The sequence below is a fragment of the Rhodococcus sp. OAS809 genome (assembly GCF_040546695.1).
Classification (GTDB): domain Bacteria; phylum Actinomycetota; class Actinomycetes; order Mycobacteriales; family Mycobacteriaceae; genus Rhodococcus_F; species Rhodococcus_F qingshengii.
This window is the reverse complement of sequence record NZ_JBEPOI010000002.1, coordinates 5,278,239-5,298,724: the sequence shown is the minus strand read 5'-3', so window position 1 is coordinate 5,298,724 and position 20,486 is coordinate 5,278,239. Positions and strand designations below refer to the sequence as shown.

General features: G+C 61.5%; 21 protein-coding genes and 1 pseudogene. 10 read left to right on the top strand and 12 right to left on the bottom strand.

What is annotated here, in order from left to right:
• Positions 1-5 precede the first annotated feature (5 nt).
• Positions 6-1,160, bottom strand: coding sequence for an alpha/beta hydrolase (locus ABIE52_RS27810; RefSeq protein WP_047271110.1), 1,155 nt, complete (start codon positions 1,158-1,160; stop codon positions 6-8).
• A gap of 38 nt (positions 1,161-1,198) precedes the next feature.
• Here ABIE52_RS27810 and ABIE52_RS27805 point away from each other — a divergent pair, with 38 nt between their 5' ends.
• Both ABIE52_RS27805 and ABIE52_RS27800 read left to right on the top strand, forming a co-directional pair.
• Positions 1,199-1,657, top strand: coding sequence for a DUF5990 family protein (locus ABIE52_RS27805; protein ID WP_042452701.1), 459 nt, complete (start codon positions 1,199-1,201; stop codon positions 1,655-1,657).
• Between the two features lie 76 nt (positions 1,658-1,733).
• Positions 1,734-3,215 carry a flavin-containing monooxygenase gene (locus tag ABIE52_RS27800; protein WP_073513614.1) on the top strand — a complete coding sequence of 494 codons (1,482 nt, stop codon included), beginning with the start codon at positions 1,734-1,736 and terminating at the stop codon, positions 3,213-3,215.
• A gap of 523 nt (positions 3,216-3,738) precedes the next feature.
• Here the strand turns inward: ABIE52_RS27800 and ABIE52_RS27795 are convergent.
• Together ABIE52_RS27795 and ABIE52_RS27790 are read right to left on the bottom strand one after the other, a co-directional pair.
• Complete coding sequence (locus ABIE52_RS27795; protein ID WP_007731470.1) at positions 3,739-4,509, bottom strand: ABC transporter permease; 771 nt, start codon at positions 4,507-4,509, stop codon at positions 3,739-3,741.
• 50 nt (positions 4,510-4,559) lie between these two features.
• Positions 4,560-4,997 (bottom strand): GtrA family protein, encoded by a 438-nt coding sequence (locus tag ABIE52_RS27790; protein WP_020908979.1) that lies wholly within the window; start codon positions 4,995-4,997, stop codon positions 4,560-4,562.
• 141 nt (positions 4,998-5,138) lie between these two features.
• Between ABIE52_RS27790 and ABIE52_RS27785 the strand changes: the two genes are divergently transcribed.
• Positions 5,139-5,846 carry a TetR/AcrR family transcriptional regulator gene (locus tag ABIE52_RS27785; RefSeq protein ID WP_007731468.1) on the top strand — a complete coding sequence of 236 codons (708 nt, stop codon included), beginning with the start codon at positions 5,139-5,141 and terminating at the stop codon, positions 5,844-5,846.
• A 49-nt stretch (positions 5,847-5,895) separates the two neighbouring features.
• On the opposite strand, the gene ABIE52_RS27780 is transcribed toward ABIE52_RS27785, so the two are convergent.
• Positions 5,896-7,392 (bottom strand): MFS transporter, encoded by a 1,497-nt coding sequence (locus tag ABIE52_RS27780; protein ID WP_003940566.1) that lies wholly within the window; start codon positions 7,390-7,392, stop codon positions 5,896-5,898.
• A 99-nt stretch (positions 7,393-7,491) separates the two neighbouring features.
• On the opposite strand from ABIE52_RS27780, the gene ABIE52_RS27775 reads away from it, so the two are divergent.
• Complete coding sequence (locus tag ABIE52_RS27775) at positions 7,492-8,151, top strand: TetR/AcrR family transcriptional regulator (RefSeq protein WP_080712681.1); 660 nt, start codon at positions 7,492-7,494, stop codon at positions 8,149-8,151.
• 9 nt (positions 8,152-8,160) lie between these two features.
• Here the strand turns inward: ABIE52_RS27775 and ABIE52_RS27770 are convergent, their stop codons facing one another.
• From ABIE52_RS27770 to ABIE52_RS27745, 6 genes and pseudogenes are all read right to left on the bottom strand, one after another.
• The gene (locus tag ABIE52_RS27770) at positions 8,161-8,364 is read right to left on the bottom strand and encodes a PspC domain-containing protein (RefSeq protein ID WP_003939828.1); all 204 of its coding nucleotides are present in this window, start codon (positions 8,362-8,364) and stop codon (positions 8,161-8,163) included.
• 190 nt (positions 8,365-8,554) lie between these two features.
• Positions 8,555-9,403, bottom strand: a complete 849-nt coding sequence (locus ABIE52_RS27765) for an alpha/beta fold hydrolase (protein WP_063315824.1) — start codon at positions 9,401-9,403, stop codon at positions 8,555-8,557.
• A 543-nt stretch (positions 9,404-9,946) separates the two neighbouring features.
• Positions 9,947-10,909 carry a DUF389 domain-containing protein gene (locus tag ABIE52_RS27760; protein WP_073513615.1) on the bottom strand — a complete coding sequence of 321 codons (963 nt, stop codon included), beginning with the start codon at positions 10,907-10,909 and terminating at the stop codon, positions 9,947-9,949.
• Positions 10,910-11,084: 175 nt separating this feature from the next.
• A pseudogene (locus ABIE52_RS27755) lies at positions 11,085-11,429 on the bottom strand (transposase); the annotation flags it as partial.
• Positions 11,430-11,452: 23 nt separating this feature from the next.
• Positions 11,453-11,620, bottom strand: a complete 168-nt coding sequence (locus ABIE52_RS27750; RefSeq protein WP_021332067.1) for a hypothetical protein — start codon at positions 11,618-11,620, stop codon at positions 11,453-11,455.
• A 155-nt stretch (positions 11,621-11,775) separates the two neighbouring features.
• On the bottom strand, positions 11,776-12,129 hold the full coding sequence (locus tag ABIE52_RS27745) for a winged helix-turn-helix transcriptional regulator (protein WP_007731459.1): 354 nt from the start codon (positions 12,127-12,129) through the stop codon (positions 11,776-11,778).
• A 109-nt stretch (positions 12,130-12,238) separates the two neighbouring features.
• Here ABIE52_RS27745 and ABIE52_RS27740 point away from each other — a divergent pair, with 109 nt between their 5' ends.
• From ABIE52_RS27740 to ABIE52_RS27720, 5 genes are all read left to right on the top strand, one after another.
• The gene (locus ABIE52_RS27740) at positions 12,239-12,859 is read left to right on the top strand and encodes a malonic semialdehyde reductase (protein WP_007731458.1); all 621 of its coding nucleotides are present in this window, start codon (positions 12,239-12,241) and stop codon (positions 12,857-12,859) included.
• 300 nt (positions 12,860-13,159) lie between these two features.
• Complete coding sequence (locus ABIE52_RS27735) at positions 13,160-13,807, top strand: ABC transporter permease (protein ID WP_019745160.1); 648 nt, start codon at positions 13,160-13,162, stop codon at positions 13,805-13,807.
• On the top strand, positions 13,804-15,015 hold the full coding sequence (locus ABIE52_RS27730; RefSeq protein ID WP_007731456.1) for an ATP-binding cassette domain-containing protein: 1,212 nt from the start codon (positions 13,804-13,806) through the stop codon (positions 15,013-15,015). The genes ABIE52_RS27735 and ABIE52_RS27730 overlap by 4 nt, the downstream gene beginning before the upstream one ends.
• Positions 15,016-15,017: 2 nt before the next feature.
• A complete protein-coding gene (locus ABIE52_RS27725) occupies positions 15,018-15,836 on the top strand; it encodes an ABC transporter permease (protein ID WP_003939758.1) in 819 nt (272 codons plus the stop codon).
• Complete coding sequence (locus tag ABIE52_RS27720) at positions 15,833-16,828, top strand: glycine betaine ABC transporter substrate-binding protein (protein ID WP_003939988.1); 996 nt, start codon at positions 15,833-15,835, stop codon at positions 16,826-16,828. Before ABIE52_RS27725 ends, ABIE52_RS27720 begins: the two co-directional genes overlap by 4 nt.
• Before the next feature lie 27 nt (positions 16,829-16,855).
• Here the strand turns inward: ABIE52_RS27720 and ABIE52_RS27715 are convergent, their stop codons facing one another.
• Positions 16,856-17,632 carry a trans-aconitate 2-methyltransferase gene (locus ABIE52_RS27715; RefSeq protein WP_030535206.1) on the bottom strand — a complete coding sequence of 259 codons (777 nt, stop codon included), beginning with the start codon at positions 17,630-17,632 and terminating at the stop codon, positions 16,856-16,858.
• 75 nt (positions 17,633-17,707) lie between these two features.
• Complete coding sequence (locus ABIE52_RS27710) at positions 17,708-18,745, bottom strand: phosphatidylinositol-specific phospholipase C domain-containing protein (RefSeq protein WP_073513616.1); 1,038 nt, start codon at positions 18,743-18,745, stop codon at positions 17,708-17,710.
• Between the two features lie 191 nt (positions 18,746-18,936).
• Between ABIE52_RS27710 and ABIE52_RS27705 the strand changes: the two genes are divergently transcribed.
• Positions 18,937-20,475, top strand: a complete 1,539-nt coding sequence (locus tag ABIE52_RS27705; protein ID WP_073513617.1) for an acyl-CoA synthetase — start codon at positions 18,937-18,939, stop codon at positions 20,473-20,475.
• Positions 20,476-20,486 lie beyond the last annotated feature (11 nt).

The window sequence follows — 20,486 nt, the reverse complement described above, 5'->3', positions numbered from 1 at the left end:
GGACATCACCTCATCAATCGATCGACGAACTCCATGGTCTGGTCCATCGAAGCGACCGTCGTTTGACCGTGGCTGATTCCGGCGAGTTCTTGATACTCGAACTGCGTTCCCCGCGAACGCATGTCGACCAGTTGCGCCCAGGTAAGGGCGACAGGAACCGTTGTGTCCGACACGCTCTGCACCACGCGCAGTGGACGGTCGTAGCCGTCGACCGGCACCTGCATCATCTCGCGAAACAGATCGTGGAAGCGTGGCGTCCATACCGACCGAGAAAACAACGAGCTCAATTGGATTCGTTCGGCGCGAATGTGGCGGCCGAGATCTCCGGCGCACAGTGTCCGAGCCTTTTCCATCCACTCGATCCCCTGCGGCGAGAGAACCTCGCGAATGTTCTCTTCGGGTCGTTGATCGTCGATCCCGGCCAGAACGTACAGCGCGTATCCCACCAGCCCGGTGATGCCGAAGTCGGGAAACAGCGGTCCGCCCAACGGAAACAGCCCTTCCATGTGTGTGGGGCCGGCAACAACGACCGAGCCGCGGAAATCCAATTCCGGTGCACGAGTGGTGGCCTCGTGTCCCGCGAAGTACGCCGCATGACCACCTTCGGACAAACCCGCGACCATCCACCGCGGACTCAGCACATTGCCGTACAACTCGTGCGCGGCCCGCACGATGTCGACGGCATTCGCCCCGGCGGCATGTCCGTCGAGATAGGCCAGCACCCCGTCGGTACCAACTCCCGAGTAGTCGGTAGCGACCACCGCGTACCCCTGCTCCAACCAGCGTTCGATCGGTTCGATCTCGCCCGGACCGAATCCGGTCGACGAGGGTGCACACTGATCCGCACTGCCCAAAGTTCCGTGGGCATAGGAGATGACGGGCCAACCGCCCGCCGGTGGGGCGCCTTCCGGCAGAAACACGGACCCTGACGACTCTCCCCATCTGTCAGCGGTACGCAGAGTTCGATAGACGACCCGCTGCGTCTCACCGGCGCCGACCGGAAACACTGCGGCCGAGAGTTCGCCATAGGACTCCAGCGCGCCCGCGACTTCCGGTTCGTCCGCCGTCGCCACTGCAACACCTGACCCCCACCCGAGACCCGACAACAGAATGCTCGCCACCACGGCCGCAACAGAGGTTCTACCCGAACGACTCACCACGCCAACCCCTCCCGACCTATGCAGAGCATGATGTCGATATGCAGATCATCATCACCGGTCACAGCCTGCCCGGACGTGAGTGTTCCGAAACCGCAACCTTCGAAGAGCGCAGCAACATCCACGTCGGCGTTCAGCGCCGAGGCAAGCCACACGAAATCCTCGACCTCGTACCGGGAGATACCGAGACAGTGCGATGGGAACTGACAGCGAGTCTGGAGCGAAAGTCCGGTGCCTGGGACTTACTCGGTCCATACATCCAGGGTCCACCTCGCGGACGCTTCATCTACCTGTCCTGGGTGACGGTATCCGATGACCAGACGTTCGAGATGTTTCGGCGCGCAAAGCTGATGCTCGACGCGATCCCCGAGCACATCGCCGAGGAGGCCGACGCTTCCGGCATGCTCCACGGAGACCTCGGCCTCACCGACGCCGCAGGTAAACCACTGTGTGCGGCTATCCGACCGCCGACGATCACATGGTCATCCTCGCCTTACTGAGCATCGTTCAGTAGTGTGGAGATCGAACACTTAGTCTGCCCGGTGGCCCCACACGATCGATACGGAGTCCGAACTGATGAGCACCGAACACCTCGATGTCCTGATCGTCGGCGCCGGCTTGTCCGGCATCGGTGCTGCGTATCGACTCCAGACCGAGCTTCCCGGCAAGTCGTACGCAATCCTCGAGGCCCGTGCGAACAGTGGCGGAACCTGGGACCTCTTCAAATACCCTGGCATCCGATCGGATTCCGACATGTTCACGCTCGGCTACCCGTTTCGGCCGTGGACAGATGCCAAAGCAATCGCCGACGGTGATTCGATCCTCCGGTACGTGCGCGACACCGCGCGAGAGAACGGGATCGACAAGAAGATTCGGTACAACCGGAAGGTGACGGCCGCATCATGGTCGTCAGCTGACTCGACGTGGACGGTCACTGTCACGACCGGTGACGAAGATGAAACCCTGACCTGCAACTTCCTCTATCTGTGCAGTGGTTACTACAGCTACGAAGGCGGATACACCCCCGACTTCCCTGGACGTGAATCATTCAGCGGCGACGTAGTGCACCCGCAGTTCTGGCCCGAGGATCTCGATTACTCCGACAAGAAGATCGTTGTGATCGGAAGCGGCGCCACCGCAGTCACTTTGGTCCCCACGATGTCGCGCGACGCGAGCCATGTCACCATGCTCCAGCGATCACCGACATACATTCTGGCTCTGCCGTCCAGCGACAAGGTATCGGACACCATCCGCGCAGTATTGCCGAATCAACTCGCGCACAGCATCGCTCGATGGAAGAGCATCGTAGTGAACCTGAGTTTCTATCAACTGTGCCGGCGCAGTCCAGCGCGTGCAAAGCGGTTGCTGAACCTCGCGATCAGTCGCCAACTCCCGGAAGAGATCCCACTCGATCCTCACTTCACACCCACCTACGATCCCTGGGATCAACGCTTGTGCGTCGTACCGGACGGCGATTTGTTCAAAGCCCTCCGATCCGGCAAGGCCTCGATCGAGACCGATCGCATCGACACTTTCACCGAGACCGGAATTCGTCTCGCGTCAGGTCGCGAACTCGAAGCTGACATCATCGTCACTGCAACAGGATTGAAGATGGAAGCGTGCGGCGGGATGTCGATCGAAGTGGACGGCGAACCCGTCACCCTCGGTGATCGTTACGTCTACAAGGGCATGATGATCAGCGACGTACCGAACTTCGCGATGTGCGTCGGCTACACCAACGCCTCGTGGACTCTGCGAGCAGATCTCACGTCGATGTACGTCTGCCGACTGCTGACGGAGATGGACAAGCGCGGCTATTCGAAGTGCGTGCCGCACGCGAGCGAAGAGATGGACCAGCGGCCGATCCTGGACCTGGCGTCGGGGTACGTCATGCGTGCTGTGGAACAGTTCCCGAAGCAGGGATCGAAGTCACCGTGGAACATGCGTCAGAACTACATCCTTGATCGTCTTCACTCGACGTTCGGGAGCATCAACGACCACATGACGTTCTCGAAGGCGCCAGCTCGACAGTCGACGCCGGAACCGAGCAAGAGTTGAGCGGACCACGAACAACCAGGTAGAGCAATCGGGCGAAGCCACCAATCGATCCGACGACAAAGAACACACCCGAACCTGCGACTACTGCACAGAGCGCACCGAGAACGATGATCGCCGACGCCTCTACCATTCGACCGGCGGACTCCGATCCGAGAACGTGTATTTCATCAACTCCTTCGTCCATAAAACTATTTTCAGCCGACCGTCCAGCCGGTTTGTAGGGACTTTAGTCGCGAGTCGGATCAAAATGGACTCATAATTGCAGGTCAAGCGTTCAGTTGGCCATTCCGGCCGGATGATCTCCAGTCCGTTCCGTTGTGATGGTCGGCAACAGAGTGCTGGTCGAATACATGGACGATTCACGAATCGACACGGTCGTATCAAATCTCCGTGCCTCTCCACCCACTCTTACGCAGGGTGTGGCCCAGCAGCGTGACCACCAGTGAAAACATCGGCAGGGCAATGATCACCCTCGCGGCAAACACCCCCGATCTTCCCGGCCGCGTCCTTCGCAGCGACAAGATCAACGAACTCGCGCAGGCCTGACAGCTTGACCTCGAAAGACGAAACCGCGGGCGACGAGTTCCAACGCCACGGCCACCGAGCAGGTTTGTGCCAACAACAACCCTGCCAATACAAGAATTTGCACAGCACCGGCCTGAACGGCCGATCCCGTCGCGAGCAACACACCGACAAAGGCTCCGGGCAATGTCACGAGGCCGACGGTGCGTGTCTGGTCGACTCCAGGCAGCAGAGCATCGGAGGCAGCGGTGCGGGCTACCTCCCACCGCGCATCGCGTTGGGAAAATCCAAGGCTCAGTGCTGCTTCCACTTCCCCGTACCGGTCGTCGACGGCGTCGAGTCCGCGTTTGGCTGCCATCGATGTTGCAGTCATCGCGCCACCCAGAACAATGCCGCCGATCGGCACCAGAGCGACGCCTTGCAGCGGAACCACTCCGGACAGCAGCATCAGTGGCAGAACCACACCGATTCCCGACGCCAACGCGATGGTCAGCCAAACTCCGGACGTCCCCGCGTTCGAGCGTCGTGCCGCGGTGAAAGACGCCGCAACGAACATGCCGGCGAGCACGAGGAGCGCCGACCAGATGTGGGCCAAGGCGGCGGCAAGGATCAACGAAATCGCAGCCAGCTGAAGAGCGCCACGAGCGAGGGCACCGGGGACCACCCGAACGCTACCGAGATAGGTGAATCGGTAGACGAGCGTGGCGACAAGTGCCATGACGATGCAGAGCACAGCCAGACGGATGCCGGAGTCGGCTATCGAAAGGCTCATGGGTCTCAGTGTTCCCTACGAGCCGAGTCCGATCCGAATTCGAGAACCGCTCAGAACACCCAACCGCGAAGGGCGACGAATCGCAGGCCACCGACAATTCCGCTCACGGCGATCACAAGCCCGGCTTGAAGAAGCCCGTCGGCGCCTGGGAGAAGGAAGCCGAGCGCACTGATGGCGGCAGAACTGGCGATCAACCCGACCAGTGCGAGTCCACCGCCTTCCCACTGCGCGGTGAACCAGTTGACGCGATCCGCGGCGTGGAAGGTGAGCCGGCGATGCAGTTCGTTGGCCAGAATGGTGCTCAAGACCGCACCAACTGCGTTGGCGACCAGCGCTCCGTCACCGCGCAGCGCCAGAAAAGCGGCAAAGTACAAGATGTTGCTGGCTCCGCCGACGAGGGCAAAACGAACGAGCTGAGCAAAGGCGCCGTCGCCGGCAAGGGCGCGAAGCCTCGTTGCCGCGAAACCTGCACTCCGCGTACCCACCATCGAGATCGGATTGCTCCCGACCCAGATGTCAGACGTGCTCATATCGGCTTCTCTCATACGGACAATCGGAACCACACGTTCCGCTTAGTAATATAGCACTAACGGAATCGATCATTCCGCTTAGTGCCGTAGACTGTGAGGATGCCGACAACACACCCCGACGCTTCTCATGCGGGGACCTCGGCCGACTGCTCACAGCCGCGCCTTCGGTCCGACGCCAAGGCCAACCTCGAGCGCATCCTCAACTCCGCTCGCGAGGTGTTCGCTGCCCAAGGACTCGACGCCACGCTGGCGGACGTCGCGAAGCACGCCGGCGTCGGCGTCGGCACCGTCTATCGCCGGTTCGCCAGCAAGGACGAACTGATCCAGGCACTGTTCGACACGCGGTGTTCCGAGATCGAAACGATCGCCGCCACCGCCCGAGAGATGCCCGACGCCTGGGAAGGTCTTGTCTACTTTCTCGACGTGATCTCTCTGCGCATGGCAGACAACCGCGGATTCGGCGATCTCCTGATGGACGGACGCTTCACATCCGACACCTTCGCTCGCGCGCGCGCCGGGATCGCTCGACACACTGCAGTACTTGTCAATCGCGCCAAGGAACAGGGCACCCTGCGCAGCGACTTCGAAGTCAACGACATTCCACTTCTCATGCAGGTCGTCAAGATGGCCCAGAAGTTCGGTGGCGACGAGGCCCCTCAGGCTTACCGCCGCGCACTCGGGTTCATGATCGACGGACTCTGCGCGTCCCGCACCGACCATCGGGAACTGCCCGTGCCGGCGCTGTCCTCCGAGCAACTCGATCACGTCCTTCATCGGTTTCAGGCAACGCCCGGGAAGAACTGCTGAGTCGATTTCGGGGTCGACGCCATTGCGGCGTCGACCCCGAAATTTGCTGTCAGTGGGCGATTACCGGTTCACCTTCCGGCGAATCCGGAAGCAGTCCACTCCGAAGAACCAGTCCGGTCAAGACCGCACCGACCGCGAATATGCCTGCGGCCCAATAGAACGTCGTGGTGTAACTCTCGACGGCGGCCTGCGCCTGAGTCAGCGGATTCATCTCGCGGCCCACCAGGTAGTTGGTGGAAGCCGAGGCGGCAATCGTGCTGAGCAGTGCAGTTCCGATCGAGCCGCCCACCTGCTGCATCGTGTTGACCGTGGCAGATGCGACGCCGGCATCTTCGTGATGCACGCCTGAAGTTGCTCCCTGCATCGACGGGGCGAAAATGCTGCCCATGCCGAGTCCGGTGACGACGAGCCCCGGCAGAATGTGGACTGCATAGGTGCTGTCCACCGAGATCTGGGCCAGCAGAGTCATTCCGATCGCCGCGATGACCATTCCGCTCACGATCAGCACTCGCGGACCGACGCGCGGCAGCAAAACCGCTGTCGAAAGCGTTGCCGCTGTCACGATTCCGAACACCATCGGCATGAATGCGAGGCCGGTCATGATCGGGCTGTACCCGAGGATCAGCTGCATGTAGTACGTCAGGAACAGGAAGACTGCGAACATGCCTGCGCCGGAAAGGAAGATCGCCAGGTACGAGCCCGCCCGGATTCGGTCGAGGACCACCCGCAGCGGAAGAAGTGGGTGCTCGGACTTGGTCTGCCAGTAGATGAACGCCGCCATGAACACGACGCCGGCAACGAGCCACGAGATAGTGGGAGTTGCACTCCACCCGTCCGACTCGGCCTTCGAGAATCCGAAGACGATGCTGAACAAGCTGATCGACACCAGGATCGTTCCGGGGATGTCGAGCTTGGGTCGCGAGTCACTGGTGTGCGGCGCGAGCAACAGGACTGCTCCGACCAGAGCGATCGCCGCGAAGAAGAGATTCACGAAGAGGCACCAGCGCCAGTCGACCCACTCGGTGAGTGCGCCGCCGAGCAGCAGTCCGATGGCGCCACCACCACCGGCAACGGCACCGAAGATACCGAACGCCTTGGCACGCTCACCTGGATCCGTGAATGTCACGGACAGCAGCGACAGGGCTGCCGGGGCAAGGAGCGCACCGAATACGCCTTGGCCGGCACGAGCGGCAACAAGCATTTCGAAGTTGACGGCTGCGCCACCGATGGCGGAAGCGACTGCGAAGCCGATCAGGCCGACGATGAAAGTTCGCCTGCGCCCGAACAAGTCGCTCAATCGACCGCCGAGTAGCAGCAAACTGCCGAACGCCAATGCGTATGCCGTGATGATCCACTGGCGGTCCGAATCACCGAACTCCAGTGAGCGCTGCGCAGCAGGCAGCGCGATGTTGACGATGGTGGCATCCAAGACCACCATCAGCTGCGCAATTCCCAGAACCGCGAGAACCAGCCACCGCTTTGCGTGGTTGTCCCCTGAAGGCGCTGAGGACTGCTCGAATTCAGTCCGTTCAGCAATGTCTGACATAGTCCCTCGCCCAACCTATGCGGAGATGGCTTCTCCGGTTAGCAAAAACGCTACACCAAAACGGAGAGGCTGTCTCCACTTGGCGGGTAGAGTGGGGACATGAGTACCGCAATGGAGCGCCCCCTTCGCGCCGATGCTGCACGTAATCGGCAGTTGATCATCGACGCCGCACGTGAATTGTTCGCCGAAGAAGGGATCGACGTCACACTCGACGACGTCGCCCGGCGCGCGGGGGTCGGCGTCGGAACGGTCTATCGGCGGTTCGCCAGCAAAGAAGAATTGATCGACGGAGTCTTCCAGCAGAACTTCGCCGACATGGCAGCGGCCGCGGACGCGTCACTTGCCAATCCGGATCCGTGGGACGGACTTGTCACCTTTGCCGAATTCGCCTGCAGCCGTATGTCGGTCAACCGCGGACTCAAAGACGTCCTGAACGGAACCGACGAGGGATGCGAGCAAGTCGCATGCCAACGATCCATCATCGAACCGTCGGTCGAGAGGATCTTCTACCGGGCCCAGGAGGCCGGGATGCTGCGCACCGACGCCGTACCGACGGACCTGTTCGGCCTCATCTTCATGGTGGGCGCAGTCACCGAATTTGCTCAGCCCGTCAACCCGACCGTGTGGCGTCGATACCTCTCGGTAATGCTCGACGGCCTACGCACGGAGGGCTTGCACCGTGACGCACTGCCCCTTCCTCCACTGAGTTCGGAGGAATTGCACGAGGCCAAGCAATGCCTGAAAGACCGCCGCCGTTGAGCGGTTCGGTCAGATCTGCTCACGAGGAATGAAAATCCACATCACGATGTAGATCAGAAACTGCGGGCCGGGCAGCAGGCACGAGAGTACGAACAGCAAGCGGACAGTCGACGACTTCCAACCGAAGTACCGAGCGATTCCGGCGCACACCCCACCGAACATTGCTCCCGAGCGGGCGCGGGTGAGCTTGCGGGTATTCATCGGGGAGGTCATGTGTTGTTTCCTTTCAACGGAACTCGCGGTTCATCCGCGTCGACCTCCACTATCCGCTGCCGATCCACCTGTGCGCATCAGGCCATGGACCCATCTTTTCCGACGCGGTGTGTCCTCAGGTACGAGTCCGTCCCCGCGTCGGACTCAGGGTTCTCCCCCACACCCCGGCCTCGGACCTCAGCCTCGCACCTCAGCAGGGAAACATGCGTCGAAGCCGTTTCGGAGCCGCAAAAGGTTGCCAGTTGTCGACGTCCTGCGCCAGACGATCGGCAACGGTCCACAACGCCGACGGGTTGTGGGTCAACCCCATGTGACTGCCTTGCACCGCAATGCTTTCCGACAGGCCTGCCGAGGTTTCACAGCACGCTTGCCATGGAACGATACCGTCGTGCCTGGAGTAGACCGACGTGGCGGGAACGGAAATAGGCGATCCCTGTTCGGATTCGATGCCGTCGACCGGAGGCAGTATCGCGTGATTGCCGGACAAACGAGCGTAGAGAGATCCGACTCTCGTCTGCTCCAGACTGGTGAGACCGAAAGGACTTCCCAGTGTCACTACCTGACGCACCGAATCCGGCAGGTCCCTCGCCAGCTTTCGAGCGTAGATACCGCCCAGACTCCAGCCAATTACCGACACCTTCTGCTCGTATCGATCTGCTACCTCGGCCAATGCGGCAGGCAGTCCGTCGACCACCGTCGCCGTCGGACCGGTGTTCAGACCCAGATTCCAACCGTGAACCCGGTATCCGAGAAAGCTCAAGTATGTCCTCAAGGCGAGAGTCGAAACGTCCGAAGTCAGCAATCCGGGGAGAACGAGGACCGGATGCCCGTCCCCACGCGGTGATCGAAGCAACCACGGAGCCGCGAGAAGCAGTGAAGCGATGTCGACCAGTCCGCGCGTCGGCTCGCTCAGACACATCGCCAAGGATGGTGGCCCCGGAACGAGTGGGTCGACTTCACGAATCAGCGTCGATCGCTGCGCCCAATCGAATTCGGTCTCCGCGAAATCGATCGCCGGGACTTCCGCAACTACGGACACCTGAACTCCTGTCGGCCGGTGCCCTCGTCGGGGCGTGTGGTGGGGCGGTTCCGCGAGCTGTGTGCTCAACCCGCGGAACCTTGTCCTCATCCACCACCGGTAGCGAACCAGGACCCGTTCTGCCCACAGATTCGTGACCAAAGGCCTCTCGACCACACGAACACTGTGTGATCCAGAACACTAGTTTTGGTTACGTTGCATCTACGTTGCGTAGATGTTTCGTCGCTACCAAGGAGAAGCTCGACAAGTCTTGTCAAGCACTGCGGCAGGCCGTTTCCTCCGGCAGAGCCGTCGGCGCTGCAGGTCCGAAGGGTCTGAGTGAAGTCACGCGGCCAATCGGTTGCGGCTCGATTGATCCCCTTTTCCAGTCGCTGCAACCAGCCTGGAAGCCATGATCGGTACAGACAGCGGTACCCAGATCCGACAGTTCGCATGCCGGATCTGTTTGTCGCGACGTTTGTCGGCGCAGACATTCCCACCGATCCGCAAGACAGCTGTCAGCCTGAAGCCTCGAAAGTCCAGTTCCGGCAGTGGGTCAGGCGCCTACGGCGATGTGCCAGGCCTGGCGTCCCGGCGCGTGACTGATTTCCATTGGCGACCGGATCGGGGCAACGAGAACAGCAGCAGCACAACTACTCCAGCGAGCACGATACCGATCAGATTGACACCGAGCTGAGCCAGCGAACTCAGCACGACATTCCACTTACCTGCGAAGACCGCAACGACCGCCAATCCCGCAGCTGGCACCGTCGTCACCGAGATGAACACCCCCACCAGGACCGTAGAGGTAGAGGTGACCGTTGCCAGCATGCCAGCCGCTCCCGCCAGCAGTGCTACCACCAGTGAGAACGGCCCCACCTCGTAGATGAAGTCGAATGCGCGGGCGTTCTCGACATCGCCGATTCCGACCCAGCCCAGACGAATCCACAGCAAGGTAGCCAGGCCGGTGAGGGCCATCGCGGCCGGAAACGAGATCGCGAGTGTACGAATCGAATTTCGCACGAGATCTTTGTCTCGACGTACCAGACCCACTGAAAGCGCTGCCAGCGGCCGGAACTCCGGCCCCACCACCATTGCACCGACCAGGGTCAGCGGCGACGCCGTGGCAACACCGACTGCCGAGAGCAAAAACGCGATCACCAGGAAGGCCAGGAACGCCGGAGTCAGTCGGGCACCTTCGCGCACCTGACCGAGCAACTGCTCCCACACCACTGTCTCGTCGGGACTTCTCGGGGCCGCAGTGTCCGCCCGTTCTGCGGAGAGGGACAGCATGGTTCCCGCCGGCTCGAACGAAATACCGCCAGCCCTCACCAGGTCCAGAGCAGTCAACGCGGCAAGCACGTCGTTCGCGCATGCGCGGGCTACATCGGCCTCGATCACATCTCCCGGCGGATCGACAGCGGCTCTGAGTGCGAGTGTCACATGAGTAGCCCCAGGTTCGGCGGCCAACATGTTCAGCACATCTCCGGTCCGCTCACTCGGCGAGATGACACGCAGATGCAGCACAGTATTGTCTCCTTCAGCCGGCGGTGGCCTCGGGTGCAGGCAGCATCGACGGCCGGTCCATCACCGGAAACCATAGCGGGCTCGGACATGTCTCAACACCGTGGATTCTCAGCGCTACGAGCCACACTCCCCCGGCGCACATACATCTACCGCACTGCGTTAGTCGCTAGGGCGCTCACGCAGCCGCGGCGGTAGTCGGTCCAAGTTGATAGATCGCGTTATCGCGGAGGAGCGCCCACCACACGTTCAGTCTCCGCCTCCCAACGCAAGAACCGCCTGCGTATGACACTGCCCCTCGGCCCGTTTGCGGGTACAAAAAGCCTACGACTGAGCGTTGTGCCGGATACTGTGCTGCGCGGACAGATAGAAGGCCCGCAACAGCCTGCGGTCGTACCTGCGCGGCCGGCGCAGATTTCCACTGACTCGGCCCGAATCTCGCGGCACAGGCGCTAGACCCTGAGATGCCGGCCAATCTGTCTGCGCTTCCGAACGCAGACACGTCACCACCCGTGGCGGCGACATCTGCCCAGCCACCCGCACCAACTACCCGTTTGCGGCCTCGACCGCGGCGTCGTCAATCCGAGAGGCGTTGTATGCCTTCTTGTTCCGGAACCACACTTCCGACTTCGTCCGGCCGAATTTTCGAAGTCCGTCAGGCGATTGATAGATCGAGTCGTCGAGAACACCGGGCGGCCGTTCTCCTTCAGCCATGCGAACAGCAGCACAAAAAGAGCCATACCCGGCGTCCCCAGGCAGCCCCGAACCGACAAATGTTCGGCCAGTATCGCCCGGGAAAAACGGTAAGGAAATAACAACTGGCAGAAACAGGACCCGCGCAGTCGCTGAACTGCCGTTCGAGCTAGCGCTCAGTTCGAGCAACTCTCGGGTGGCAGATTTTCGGCGGCCCACGTTGTCAGTTCACTGAGAGCGGGGAGCAGCGCCTGCCCCGACGCTGTGAGTTCGTACTCCACGGCGATGGGCGGACCTGCATCGACGCTCCTCGTCACCAGGCCTGCCCCTGCCAACTCCGTCAGGCGTTCCGAGAGCACCGAATCACTGATCCCGCCCACCGCGCGCTTGAGTTCGGAGAATCCCGCCGGCCCGTTCAGCAGCGTGCCGAGAATGACGCCGTTCCACCGTTTGCCCAGGAAGCCGAACGCGCGGGCCAGAGCCCCGTCACATGCGCGGGGCTCGTGTCCCGCTTCGCTCTTGCTTGCCACCCCACCATCCTAGCCACAGTGCTAACGTATCCGTAGGCACTATTTTTTTACTAGCAACTAGCTTTACCGGGTGTTGCTCGGTCGAGCTACCACGGAACGGAAACCCCCGATGTCTCTCGACGCAGCCACCCCATTCACCGCCCAGCAACTCGACGAAGCCGGCCGCGAACTCCTCTTCACTGCGGCTCGCACCGCCAACTCCTTCTCGAACGAACCTGTGACCGACGACGAACTGACTGCGATCTGGGAGCTCGCGAAGTGGGCACCGACCGCGGCCAACACCAATCCGCTACGTGTGCTGTTCGTCCGTACCGAGGAAGGCAAAGCACGCCTCGTCGAGCACATGGCAGACGGCAACAAAGCCAAGACCGAGGCCGCTCCTGCAGTTGCCGTTCTGGCGGTGGACACCGAGTTCTACAAGCACATCCCCAACCTGTTCCCCATTCGCCCGGAGATGAAGGACTACTTCGAATCCGACGAGGCTGCCGCCAGTTCGACGAGTCGGTTCAATGCCGCACTTCAGGCCGGCTACGTGATCCTCGCGATTCGCGCACAGGGTCTGGTCGCCGGCCCGATGGCCGGGTTCGACGCCGACGGCATCGACGGCGAATTCTTCGCAGACGGACGTTTCAAGACGATCCTCGTGGTGAACATCGGCCATCCCGGTGAGAACCCCTGGTTCGATCGTCTGCCGCGCCTCTCCGATGAGGATGCGCTCAGCTGGGCCTGAGGACAATTCGGACAAACCAAGCAATGCGGGAGAGTTCTGCGGAACTCTCCCGCTTTGCCATCTCCAGCGCGTTTCAACTCTGCCCGCAGTGGGTACATACCCGCGTCTCGCAAAATCTCACGTCCAGAACAACATCCGACACGCTGCAATCGGAATTAGTTGCAGTATCTCAGTTTTTGGACGACAGTCGAGGGAAACCCCTCGGCCTACGGAGGCTGCGGGGAAAGCCCTTGTGCGCCGGTCGGTGTCGAGGGAAGACGTTCGAGCGAGCAGAAGTCCGAAGAAAGTGGGTTCGGAAATATGGGCGCCCTATGGGATTTTGTCGTTGCACGACGACAACAATTGATGACCGACTCGTACCTACATGTTTCAGCAGTTATCCAGTCCGTGATCATCGCGACGATTGCCGCCGTGATCATCGGCATTCTCGTCTACCGGAGCCCGGCGGGATCCTCCATCGCTACGGCGTTGGCCAGCACGATCCTGACGGTTCCTTCATTCGCCCTCCTCGGACTGCTCATTCCGATTCTCGGCCTCGGCGTCGCTCCCACGATCACCGCGTTGATCTTGTATGCCCTGCTCCCGATCATTCGGAACACGATCATCGGTCTGGATGCAGTCAACCCGGCGATCACGGACGCAGCCCGCGGTGTCGGAATGAATCGCATGCACGTACTGAGTCGAATCGAGCTACCGATCGCGTGGCCGTCGATCCTCACCGGCATGCGGGTCAGTACACAGATGCTCATGGGCATCCTCGCCATCGCGGCGTACGCCAAAGGTCCTGGTCTGGGAAACCTGATCTTCTCCGGACTCTCGCGTGTCGGTAGCCCGAATGCTGTTCCGCAAGCGCTGGTCGGCACCGTACTGATCGTCATTCTCGCTCTGATTCTCGACGGAATCTACGTCGTCATCGGTCGTCTCACTACTTCGAAGGGGCTGCAATGACTGAAACCATTCCGTCTGACGTATCCACAGATCAGAAGGTATCCGGGGTCGAGATCGTCCTGGAGTCCGTCACCAAGCGGTACCCGGGCCAGAAAGCTGCAGCGGTGGACAATGTTTCGCTGACTGTTCCGGCCGGTGAAATCGTGGTCTTCGTCGGACCTTCGGGTTGCGGCAAAACAACGACGATGCGCATGATCAACCGCCTGATCGAACCTACCTCCGGCAAGATCACCATCGACGGCAAGGACGCGCTGTCGATCGACCCGGACAAGCTCCGCCGTGGCATCGGGTACTCGATCCAGCAGGCAGGCTTGTTCCCGCACTTCACGATTGCGAAGAACGTCGCGACTGTCCCGGGTCTGATCGGTTGGGACAAGAAACGTATCGCAGCGCGCACCGACGAGATGCTCGACCTCGTAGGCCTCGATCCCGATACCTATCGCGACCGCTACCCTCGCCAATTGTCCGGCGGGCAGCAACAGCGTGTGGGCGTGGCGCGGGCGCTGGCTGCCGATCCTCCGGTGCTGTTGATGGACGAACCTTTCGGTGCCGTCGATCCGATCACCCGCGGCCTGCTCCAGGACGAACTGATGCGTCTGCAGTCGGAGTTGGGTAAGACCATCGTCTTCGTCACCCACGATTTCAACGAGGCAGTCAAACTCGGTGACCGTATTGCCGTGCTGGGCAATCAGTCCAGCATCATGCAGTACGACACTCCGGAAGCGATTCTCGCCAATCCCGCAAACGACATGGTCGCCGGATTTGTCGGGGCGGACGCCTCGCTCAAGCAGCTGACCCTGACACGCGTGCGCCAGATCAAACTCAAACAGTGCCTCACCGCCCGCGAAACCGATTCGGTCGATGATTTGAGAACCGCACTCGCAGCGCGTAAGTGGAAGTGGGCCCTGATTCTCGATCAGCGCGGACGGCCGCTTCGCTGGGTCTCGCCCGGCCACCTCGCCCATGCGTCGACTCTTCGAGGTGTCGGTAACGAGATCGGCGAAGCCGTGTCCATCCAGTCCACCCTGCAGGATGCGTTGGAAGCTCTTCTCGCAGAGAGCAATGCGTCCACCGTGGTCACCGGACGGCGTGGCGAGTACGTCGGTCTCATCACCATCGACACACTGGTCAGCCATCTTTCCGAAATGCGCGAGGAGCATGCGCACGACCACGACGAAGAGCCAGACACCGAGAACGTCGAGGGTTGAACATGACTGCCACGACAGAGGAGCGCGTCTCCGCGCCTGAGATGGAACCGGACGCCCCCGATCTGGGTGCGGCCGAGAACGCCGCCACGCGCCGTGCGGAACGGATGCGACTGTATGTCCAGCCGGTCATCGTCCTGATCCTGGTTGCGGGCGTGTTGATCTGGGCATTCAGCCGAGATCTCAACGCGACGCAGAAGGCGAGCATCAATCTCGACAACATCGTCACACTGACCTGGCAGCACGTACTGATCACGGCCGCCGTGGTCATCATCGTCGTCGCCATCGCGGTTCCACTCGGAACCCTGCTGACCAGGCCGAAATTCACCCGGCTGGCACCGTTCTTCGTGGGGATAGCCAACATCGGAGCCGCAGCGCCTGCCATCGGCCTGCTCGTGCTGTTCTATCTCGCGACAAGAACGACCGGCTTCTGGATCGGCGTGTTTCCCATCGCGTTCTATTCGTTGCTTCCGGTGCTGCGCAACACCATCCTCGGCTACCAGCAAGTGGACAAGACCTTGATCGATGCCGGGCGCGGGCAGGGAATGTCTTCGCTCACGGTCCTGCGTCAACTCGAATTCCCGATGGCCGTCCCGTACATCCTTGCAGGACTGCGTACTTCGCTCGTTCTGGCCGTCGGTACCGCGACGCTGTGCTTCCTGGTCAGTGCCGGCGGACTCGGCATTCTGATCGACACCGGATACAAGCTCCGCGACAACGTCACCCTCGTTGTCGGTGCCGTACTGGCGGTGTCGCTGGCCTTGCTGATCGACTGGCTCGGCGCGCTCGCCGAAACTTATCTCGGGCCCAAGGGATTGCGATGACCAAGACTTCGATCACCAGAACGTGGGGCTGGAAACTCGCGGTTGCCACGATCGGCCTCACACTTGTCGCTTCGTGTGGTCTCGAGTCCGGTGGCGCACTGCCCCTGGCCGTCGGCCCCGGCAGCATCGAGCCGGTTCCGGAGCTCGAGGGTGTGAAGATGACCGTCGGCTCCAAGGACTTCACCGAGCAGATCGTGCTCGGGTACGTCATCGAATTCGCGATGGCCGCTGCGGGCGCGGATGTTCGAGATCTCACGAACATCCAGGGCTCGAACAGCACCCGTGACGCACAGTTGAACGGCCAGATCGATCTTGCGTACGAATACACCGGAACCGGCTGGATCAACTACCTCGGCAACGAGACACCGCTTCCCGATTCGCAGGCGCAGTTCGAGGCCGTCCGCGATGCGGACCTTGCTGCGAACGACATGGTGTGGACCGATCCGGCGCCGATGAACAATACGTATGCATTGGCGATGAGCAAGGAGACCGCTGAGAAGACCGGTGTCAAGACCGTTTCCGACTACGCGAAGTTGGTCGAATCCGATCCCGGAGCTGCGGTGACGTGCGTCGAGACCGAGTTCAACGTCCGCCAGGACGGATATCCCGGCCTGGCAGCGAAATACGGTTTCGACGCCTCTCGTGCCCAACGCCAGATCCTGCAGACCGGCATCATCTACCAGGCGACAGCCGATGGCGATCAGTGCAAGTTCGGCGAAGTGTTCACCACCGACGGTCGCATCATCGCACTTGATCTCGTTCTGCTCGACGACGATCTCCAGTTCTTCCCGAAATACAATCCGGCACTGGTGATGAAAAAGGACTTCGCGGAAGCACATCCGCAGGTAGCAGAAGTCATGGCACCGATCTCGGAGCGACTGACCAACGAGGTGATGACCGAGCTCAACCGGCAGGTCGACGTCGACGGCAAGGAGCCGGCGGACGTGGCCCGCGACTGGCTGGTCTCGGAAGGCTTTGTCACGGCGCAGTGATCGGCTGACCGCAACCCAGCCGAGTAGTTACCGTTTGCGTCCGACGCAGAACACCCGCCGGAACGGAAAGAGCGTTCCGGCGGCTGTTGCGGGGTAGGCCTCCCTCAGCAGATCGGAATACTGACGCTCGAACTCCGGAGCGTCAGCTTCGCCGAGAACGTCGAGCACGGGTCGTAACCCCGTCCCCCGTACCCATCCGAGCACCGGGTCGGCACCTGCCAGCACGTGTACGTACGTCGTCTCCCAGGCGTCGACGTCGAATCCGTGTTCTTGGAGACGCTGCGCGTACTGAACTGGACTGTCGACGCCTTCCGGGCCGCGTAGGACGCCACCCAGTCGCTCACTCCATTCCGCTGATTCCGCGAGATCTCGCATGAGCGCATGGGACGGAGCATCGAAGTTACCCGGCACCTGCCACGCCAGCCACGATCCGGATTCCAGGGTGTCCGCCCACTGGTCGATCAGCTCGCGATGGCTCGGAACCCATTGCAATGCAGCGTTACTGACGACCACGTCGTAACCGGTGGCGTCGAAGGACATGATGTCCCCCAACTCGACGGTGACGTTTCCCGGTAGGTCTGTAGGGGCCTGCGCGACCATTTCGGGAGACGAGTCGAATCCGGATACCGAGGCGTCCGGCCATCTTTCCCCGAGCATCGCGGTCAGGGTGCCTGATCCGCAGCCGAGGTCGGCTACCCGCGTCGGGTCTTCGGTGGCCACCCGTGACACCAGGTCCACGAACGGGCGTGACCGCTCACCCGAATAGCGGCCGTAGACTTCGGGATTCCACGTGACAGTGCGCATGAACCCATCCTGCACCCTGTTCCTGAGAATTGCCGCCCGTCAGATCTCGCTCTTCACGATCCGGCCTTTCGAAAATCACCGACGCGGCACCACGGTGGACAGTACGTTCGGCAACCTCGACCAGTCCGCGGTGATGTAACTTGCGTGCTGCCCGGCCAACAGGTCGAGACGCTCGCTCGCCTCGGTTTCGGTGGCATGGGTTCCGTCGATCTGCGGAGCGACCTTGTGCGCGTCGGTCATGACGAGCAGGTAGCCGCGATCGTGGTACCAACTCGGATCCACGACTCCGGCGGTGTAGTCGAGAGCGTCGCCGTCGAAAATCACGAACCACGGACGGATCCCCGGGTCGGTATAGCGGTCGAGACGTGGGTCTCCCGGTGATGCACGGTGAACAGCGGGAAAGGCGGCGCTGAGTTCGACGAGCCCGGCGGAGGACAGATCTCGCAGGTGCGTCGCATACTGCCGGTCCGTCCACTCCGTATCGAGAGGGTTTCCCTCCTCGATCGTTCCCGGTATCAGCTCGAACAGAAATTTCCCGGTCATTTCGGAATTGCTCGGCCATCCACGCTCGGTGACGGCGGCATCCGGGGTGGAGTAGGACTCCCCCATCAAATCGGCCGGCGTGAAAACCGCGTCTCCGAGTGTCCCGAGAATCAGGGCGTCGAGATCCGCGGGCCCACGTCCGTACCCGGCAGTGAACCCGTCCTTGATTTCCAACTTGATCATCACCGGCGGGTGCTCGGGATTGGCCTCGTGCCACGCCCGCATATCTGCCAGGCATCCACGGAATCCCTGATCTCGTAGACCGCTTCGCAACCCGGATGCGTCCTGAGCGCCGACGCAGTTGCTCTCGCTCGCCACCGGATTCATGTGCGACACACGCCAGTCCGGACCGCCCCCGTTGGTCCACAGGTCCAGCTCGAGCAACGACGCCCCGGAATCCAAAGCGTCGGCGAAGTACGGAAACGTCGCCTTCTCGTAGGAATTGTGGACCCCGACTGACGTGGTCTCGGAAAACGAGCGCACTTGGTTCGTAGTCGTTTCGGCGCCGGCAGAGGGCGCCGAGACGACCGCCACGAACGCACTCATACCGGCTACCAGGATTGCTCGCATGTTCGACACTCTCGCAGAAATCACCCCGCGGCAGGATGGAATCGTCAGAGTTAACTGGACGATCGTCCTAGATTGCATCGGAGTGGGGCATGATTTCAGGCGGTGGGTGAGGGCAATTGTCAGGCCAATAGCATCAGTGCCGGAACTGATCCGAGTCAGAGCACTCGCCGCACACTCGCAGGAGGAATCGCATGCAGCTGACTCAATTCGTTCACCGATCCCTACGAGCGTCGCCCGAAGCGGTGATGACGATCTCCGACGGCCGAGTGCGCACGTCTCGCGAATCGGTCGACCGGATCAAAAAGCTCGCGGGCGGGCTGCAGACGTTGGGCCTGCGCACCGGTGACAGAGTCGCGATCTTGGCATCGAACTCCGACTATTACCACGAGGCGCTCCTGGCCTGCTGGTGGTTCGGAGCAGTGGCCAGTCCGGTCAATTCTCGCTGGAGCACGGCGGAAATCAGGTACGCCCTGGAAGATTCAGGGTCGACGGTATTACTCGTGGACGAGAATTTTGCTTCCGTCGGATCTACCCTTCGCGAGGCGTGTCCAGGGCTGACCACTGTCGTCTACTGCGGCAACGACCGAGTTCCGGACGGAATGCTCGACTACGAACGGGTGATCGCGGAGGCGATTCCGGTCGACGATCTGCGCGTCGGCGGCGACACGCTTGCACTACTCCTCTACACCGGCGGGACCACCGGAGTGCCGAAGGGCGTGATGATCAGCCATCAAGCGCTGATGACCTCGGCGCTGGGCACTCTCGCGGCAGGCGGCGTGGCAATCAGCAACGGAACGAACCTCGCGGTGAACCCTCTGTTTCACATTGCCGGGATCGTCGGATGGTTGGCTCAGTCGCTGATGGGTGGAACCCAGGTCTTCGTACCGAACTTCAGCCCACGGACGTTCCTCGAGGCCGTGGACCGCTATCGCCCGACAACCGTGGGTCTGGTGCCGACAATGCTCCAGATGTTGGTCGCCCACAAAAACGAAACGGGCGAAGACGCAACCACCTACGATCTGTCCAGCGTCAGGATCCTGAGATACGGCGCATCGCCCATATCTCCGACGCTTCTCGCGCAGGTCATGCAAATGTTCCCCAACAGTTCCTTCGCTCAGGGCTACGGGATGACTGAAACCGCGCACATCAGCATGCTGAGTCCAGCCGATCACCTCGAAGGTGGTGATCTCCTCCGCAGCGCTGGTCGCGCGCTCCCTCATTGCGAGGTGAAAATCGTCGACCCGGCCGGCTCGGAACTCCCACCCGGCAAGGTGGGCGAAATCGTCACGTTCGGCAGCCACGTCATGCTCGGATACTGGAACAAACCGAAGGAGACCGCAGAAGTGCTCCGCAGCGGGTGGATGCATACCGGCGACGCCGGATACCTCGACGCCCGCGGTTACCTGTTCATCGTCGATCGCATCAAGGACATGATCGTCACCGGTGGCGAGAACGTCTACTCCACCGAGGTCGAAAACGCTCTGGCACAACACGAATCCGTCGCGGCCTGTTCCGTGATCGGTCTGCCCGATGCCCAGTGGGGCGAGCGTGTCCATGCCGTGGTCGTCCTTCGGCATGGTTTCGACGCCGACGCCGACGAACTGCGCGCTCACGTGAAAACGCTGATAGCCGGATACAAATCTCCGCGCACCTTCCAATTCGTCGATGCATTGCCGCTGTCGGCAGCAGGCAAGGTGCTGAAGCGCGATCTTCGTTGCAACGCAACGTAATCCTTTACGAC

Bases quoted from the DNA above. Each gene is read 5' to 3' on its own strand.
- ABIE52_RS27710 (WP_073513616.1), bottom strand. From the start codon at position 18,745: ATGCGAGCAATCCTGGTAGCCGGTATGAGTGCGTTCGTGGCGGTCGTC.
- ABIE52_RS27795 (WP_007731470.1), bottom strand. From the start codon at position 4,509: ATGAGCCTTTCGATAGCCGACTCCGGCATCCGTCTGGCTGTGCTCTGC.
- ABIE52_RS27800 (WP_073513614.1), top strand. From the start codon at position 1,734: ATGAGCACCGAACACCTCGATGTCCTGATCGTCGGCGCCGGCTTGTCC.
- ABIE52_RS27715 (WP_030535206.1), bottom strand. From the start codon at position 17,632: ATGCGCACTGTCACGTGGAATCCCGAAGTCTACGGCCGCTATTCGGGT.
- ABIE52_RS27730 (WP_007731456.1), top strand. From the start codon at position 13,804: ATGACTGAAACCATTCCGTCTGACGTATCCACAGATCAGAAGGTATCC.
- ABIE52_RS27750 (WP_021332067.1), bottom strand. From the start codon at position 11,620: ATGGCTGAAGGAGAACGGCCGCCCGGTGTTCTCGACGACTCGATCTAT.
- ABIE52_RS27790 (WP_020908979.1), bottom strand. From the start codon at position 4,997: ATGGTGGGTACGCGGAGTGCAGGTTTCGCGGCAACGAGGCTTCGCGCC.
- ABIE52_RS27770 (WP_003939828.1), bottom strand. From the start codon at position 8,364: ATGACCTCCCCGATGAATACCCGCAAGCTCACCCGCGCCCGCTCGGGA.
- ABIE52_RS27780 (WP_003940566.1), bottom strand. From the start codon at position 7,392: ATGTCAGACATTGCTGAACGGACTGAATTCGAGCAGTCCTCAGCGCCT.
- ABIE52_RS27805 (WP_042452701.1), top strand. From the start codon at position 1,199: ATGCAGATCATCATCACCGGTCACAGCCTGCCCGGACGTGAGTGTTCC.
- ABIE52_RS27775 (WP_080712681.1), top strand. From the start codon at position 7,492: ATGAGTACCGCAATGGAGCGCCCCCTTCGCGCCGATGCTGCACGTAAT.
- ABIE52_RS27785 (WP_007731468.1), top strand. From the start codon at position 5,139: ATGCCGACAACACACCCCGACGCTTCTCATGCGGGGACCTCGGCCGAC.
- ABIE52_RS27740 (WP_007731458.1), top strand. From the start codon at position 12,239: ATGTCTCTCGACGCAGCCACCCCATTCACCGCCCAGCAACTCGACGAA.
- ABIE52_RS27720 (WP_003939988.1), top strand. From the start codon at position 15,833: ATGACCAAGACTTCGATCACCAGAACGTGGGGCTGGAAACTCGCGGTT.
- ABIE52_RS27705 (WP_073513617.1), top strand. From the start codon at position 18,937: ATGCAGCTGACTCAATTCGTTCACCGATCCCTACGAGCGTCGCCCGAA.
- ABIE52_RS27725 (WP_003939758.1), top strand. From the start codon at position 15,018: ATGACTGCCACGACAGAGGAGCGCGTCTCCGCGCCTGAGATGGAACCG.
- ABIE52_RS27735 (WP_019745160.1), top strand. From the start codon at position 13,160: ATGGGCGCCCTATGGGATTTTGTCGTTGCACGACGACAACAATTGATG.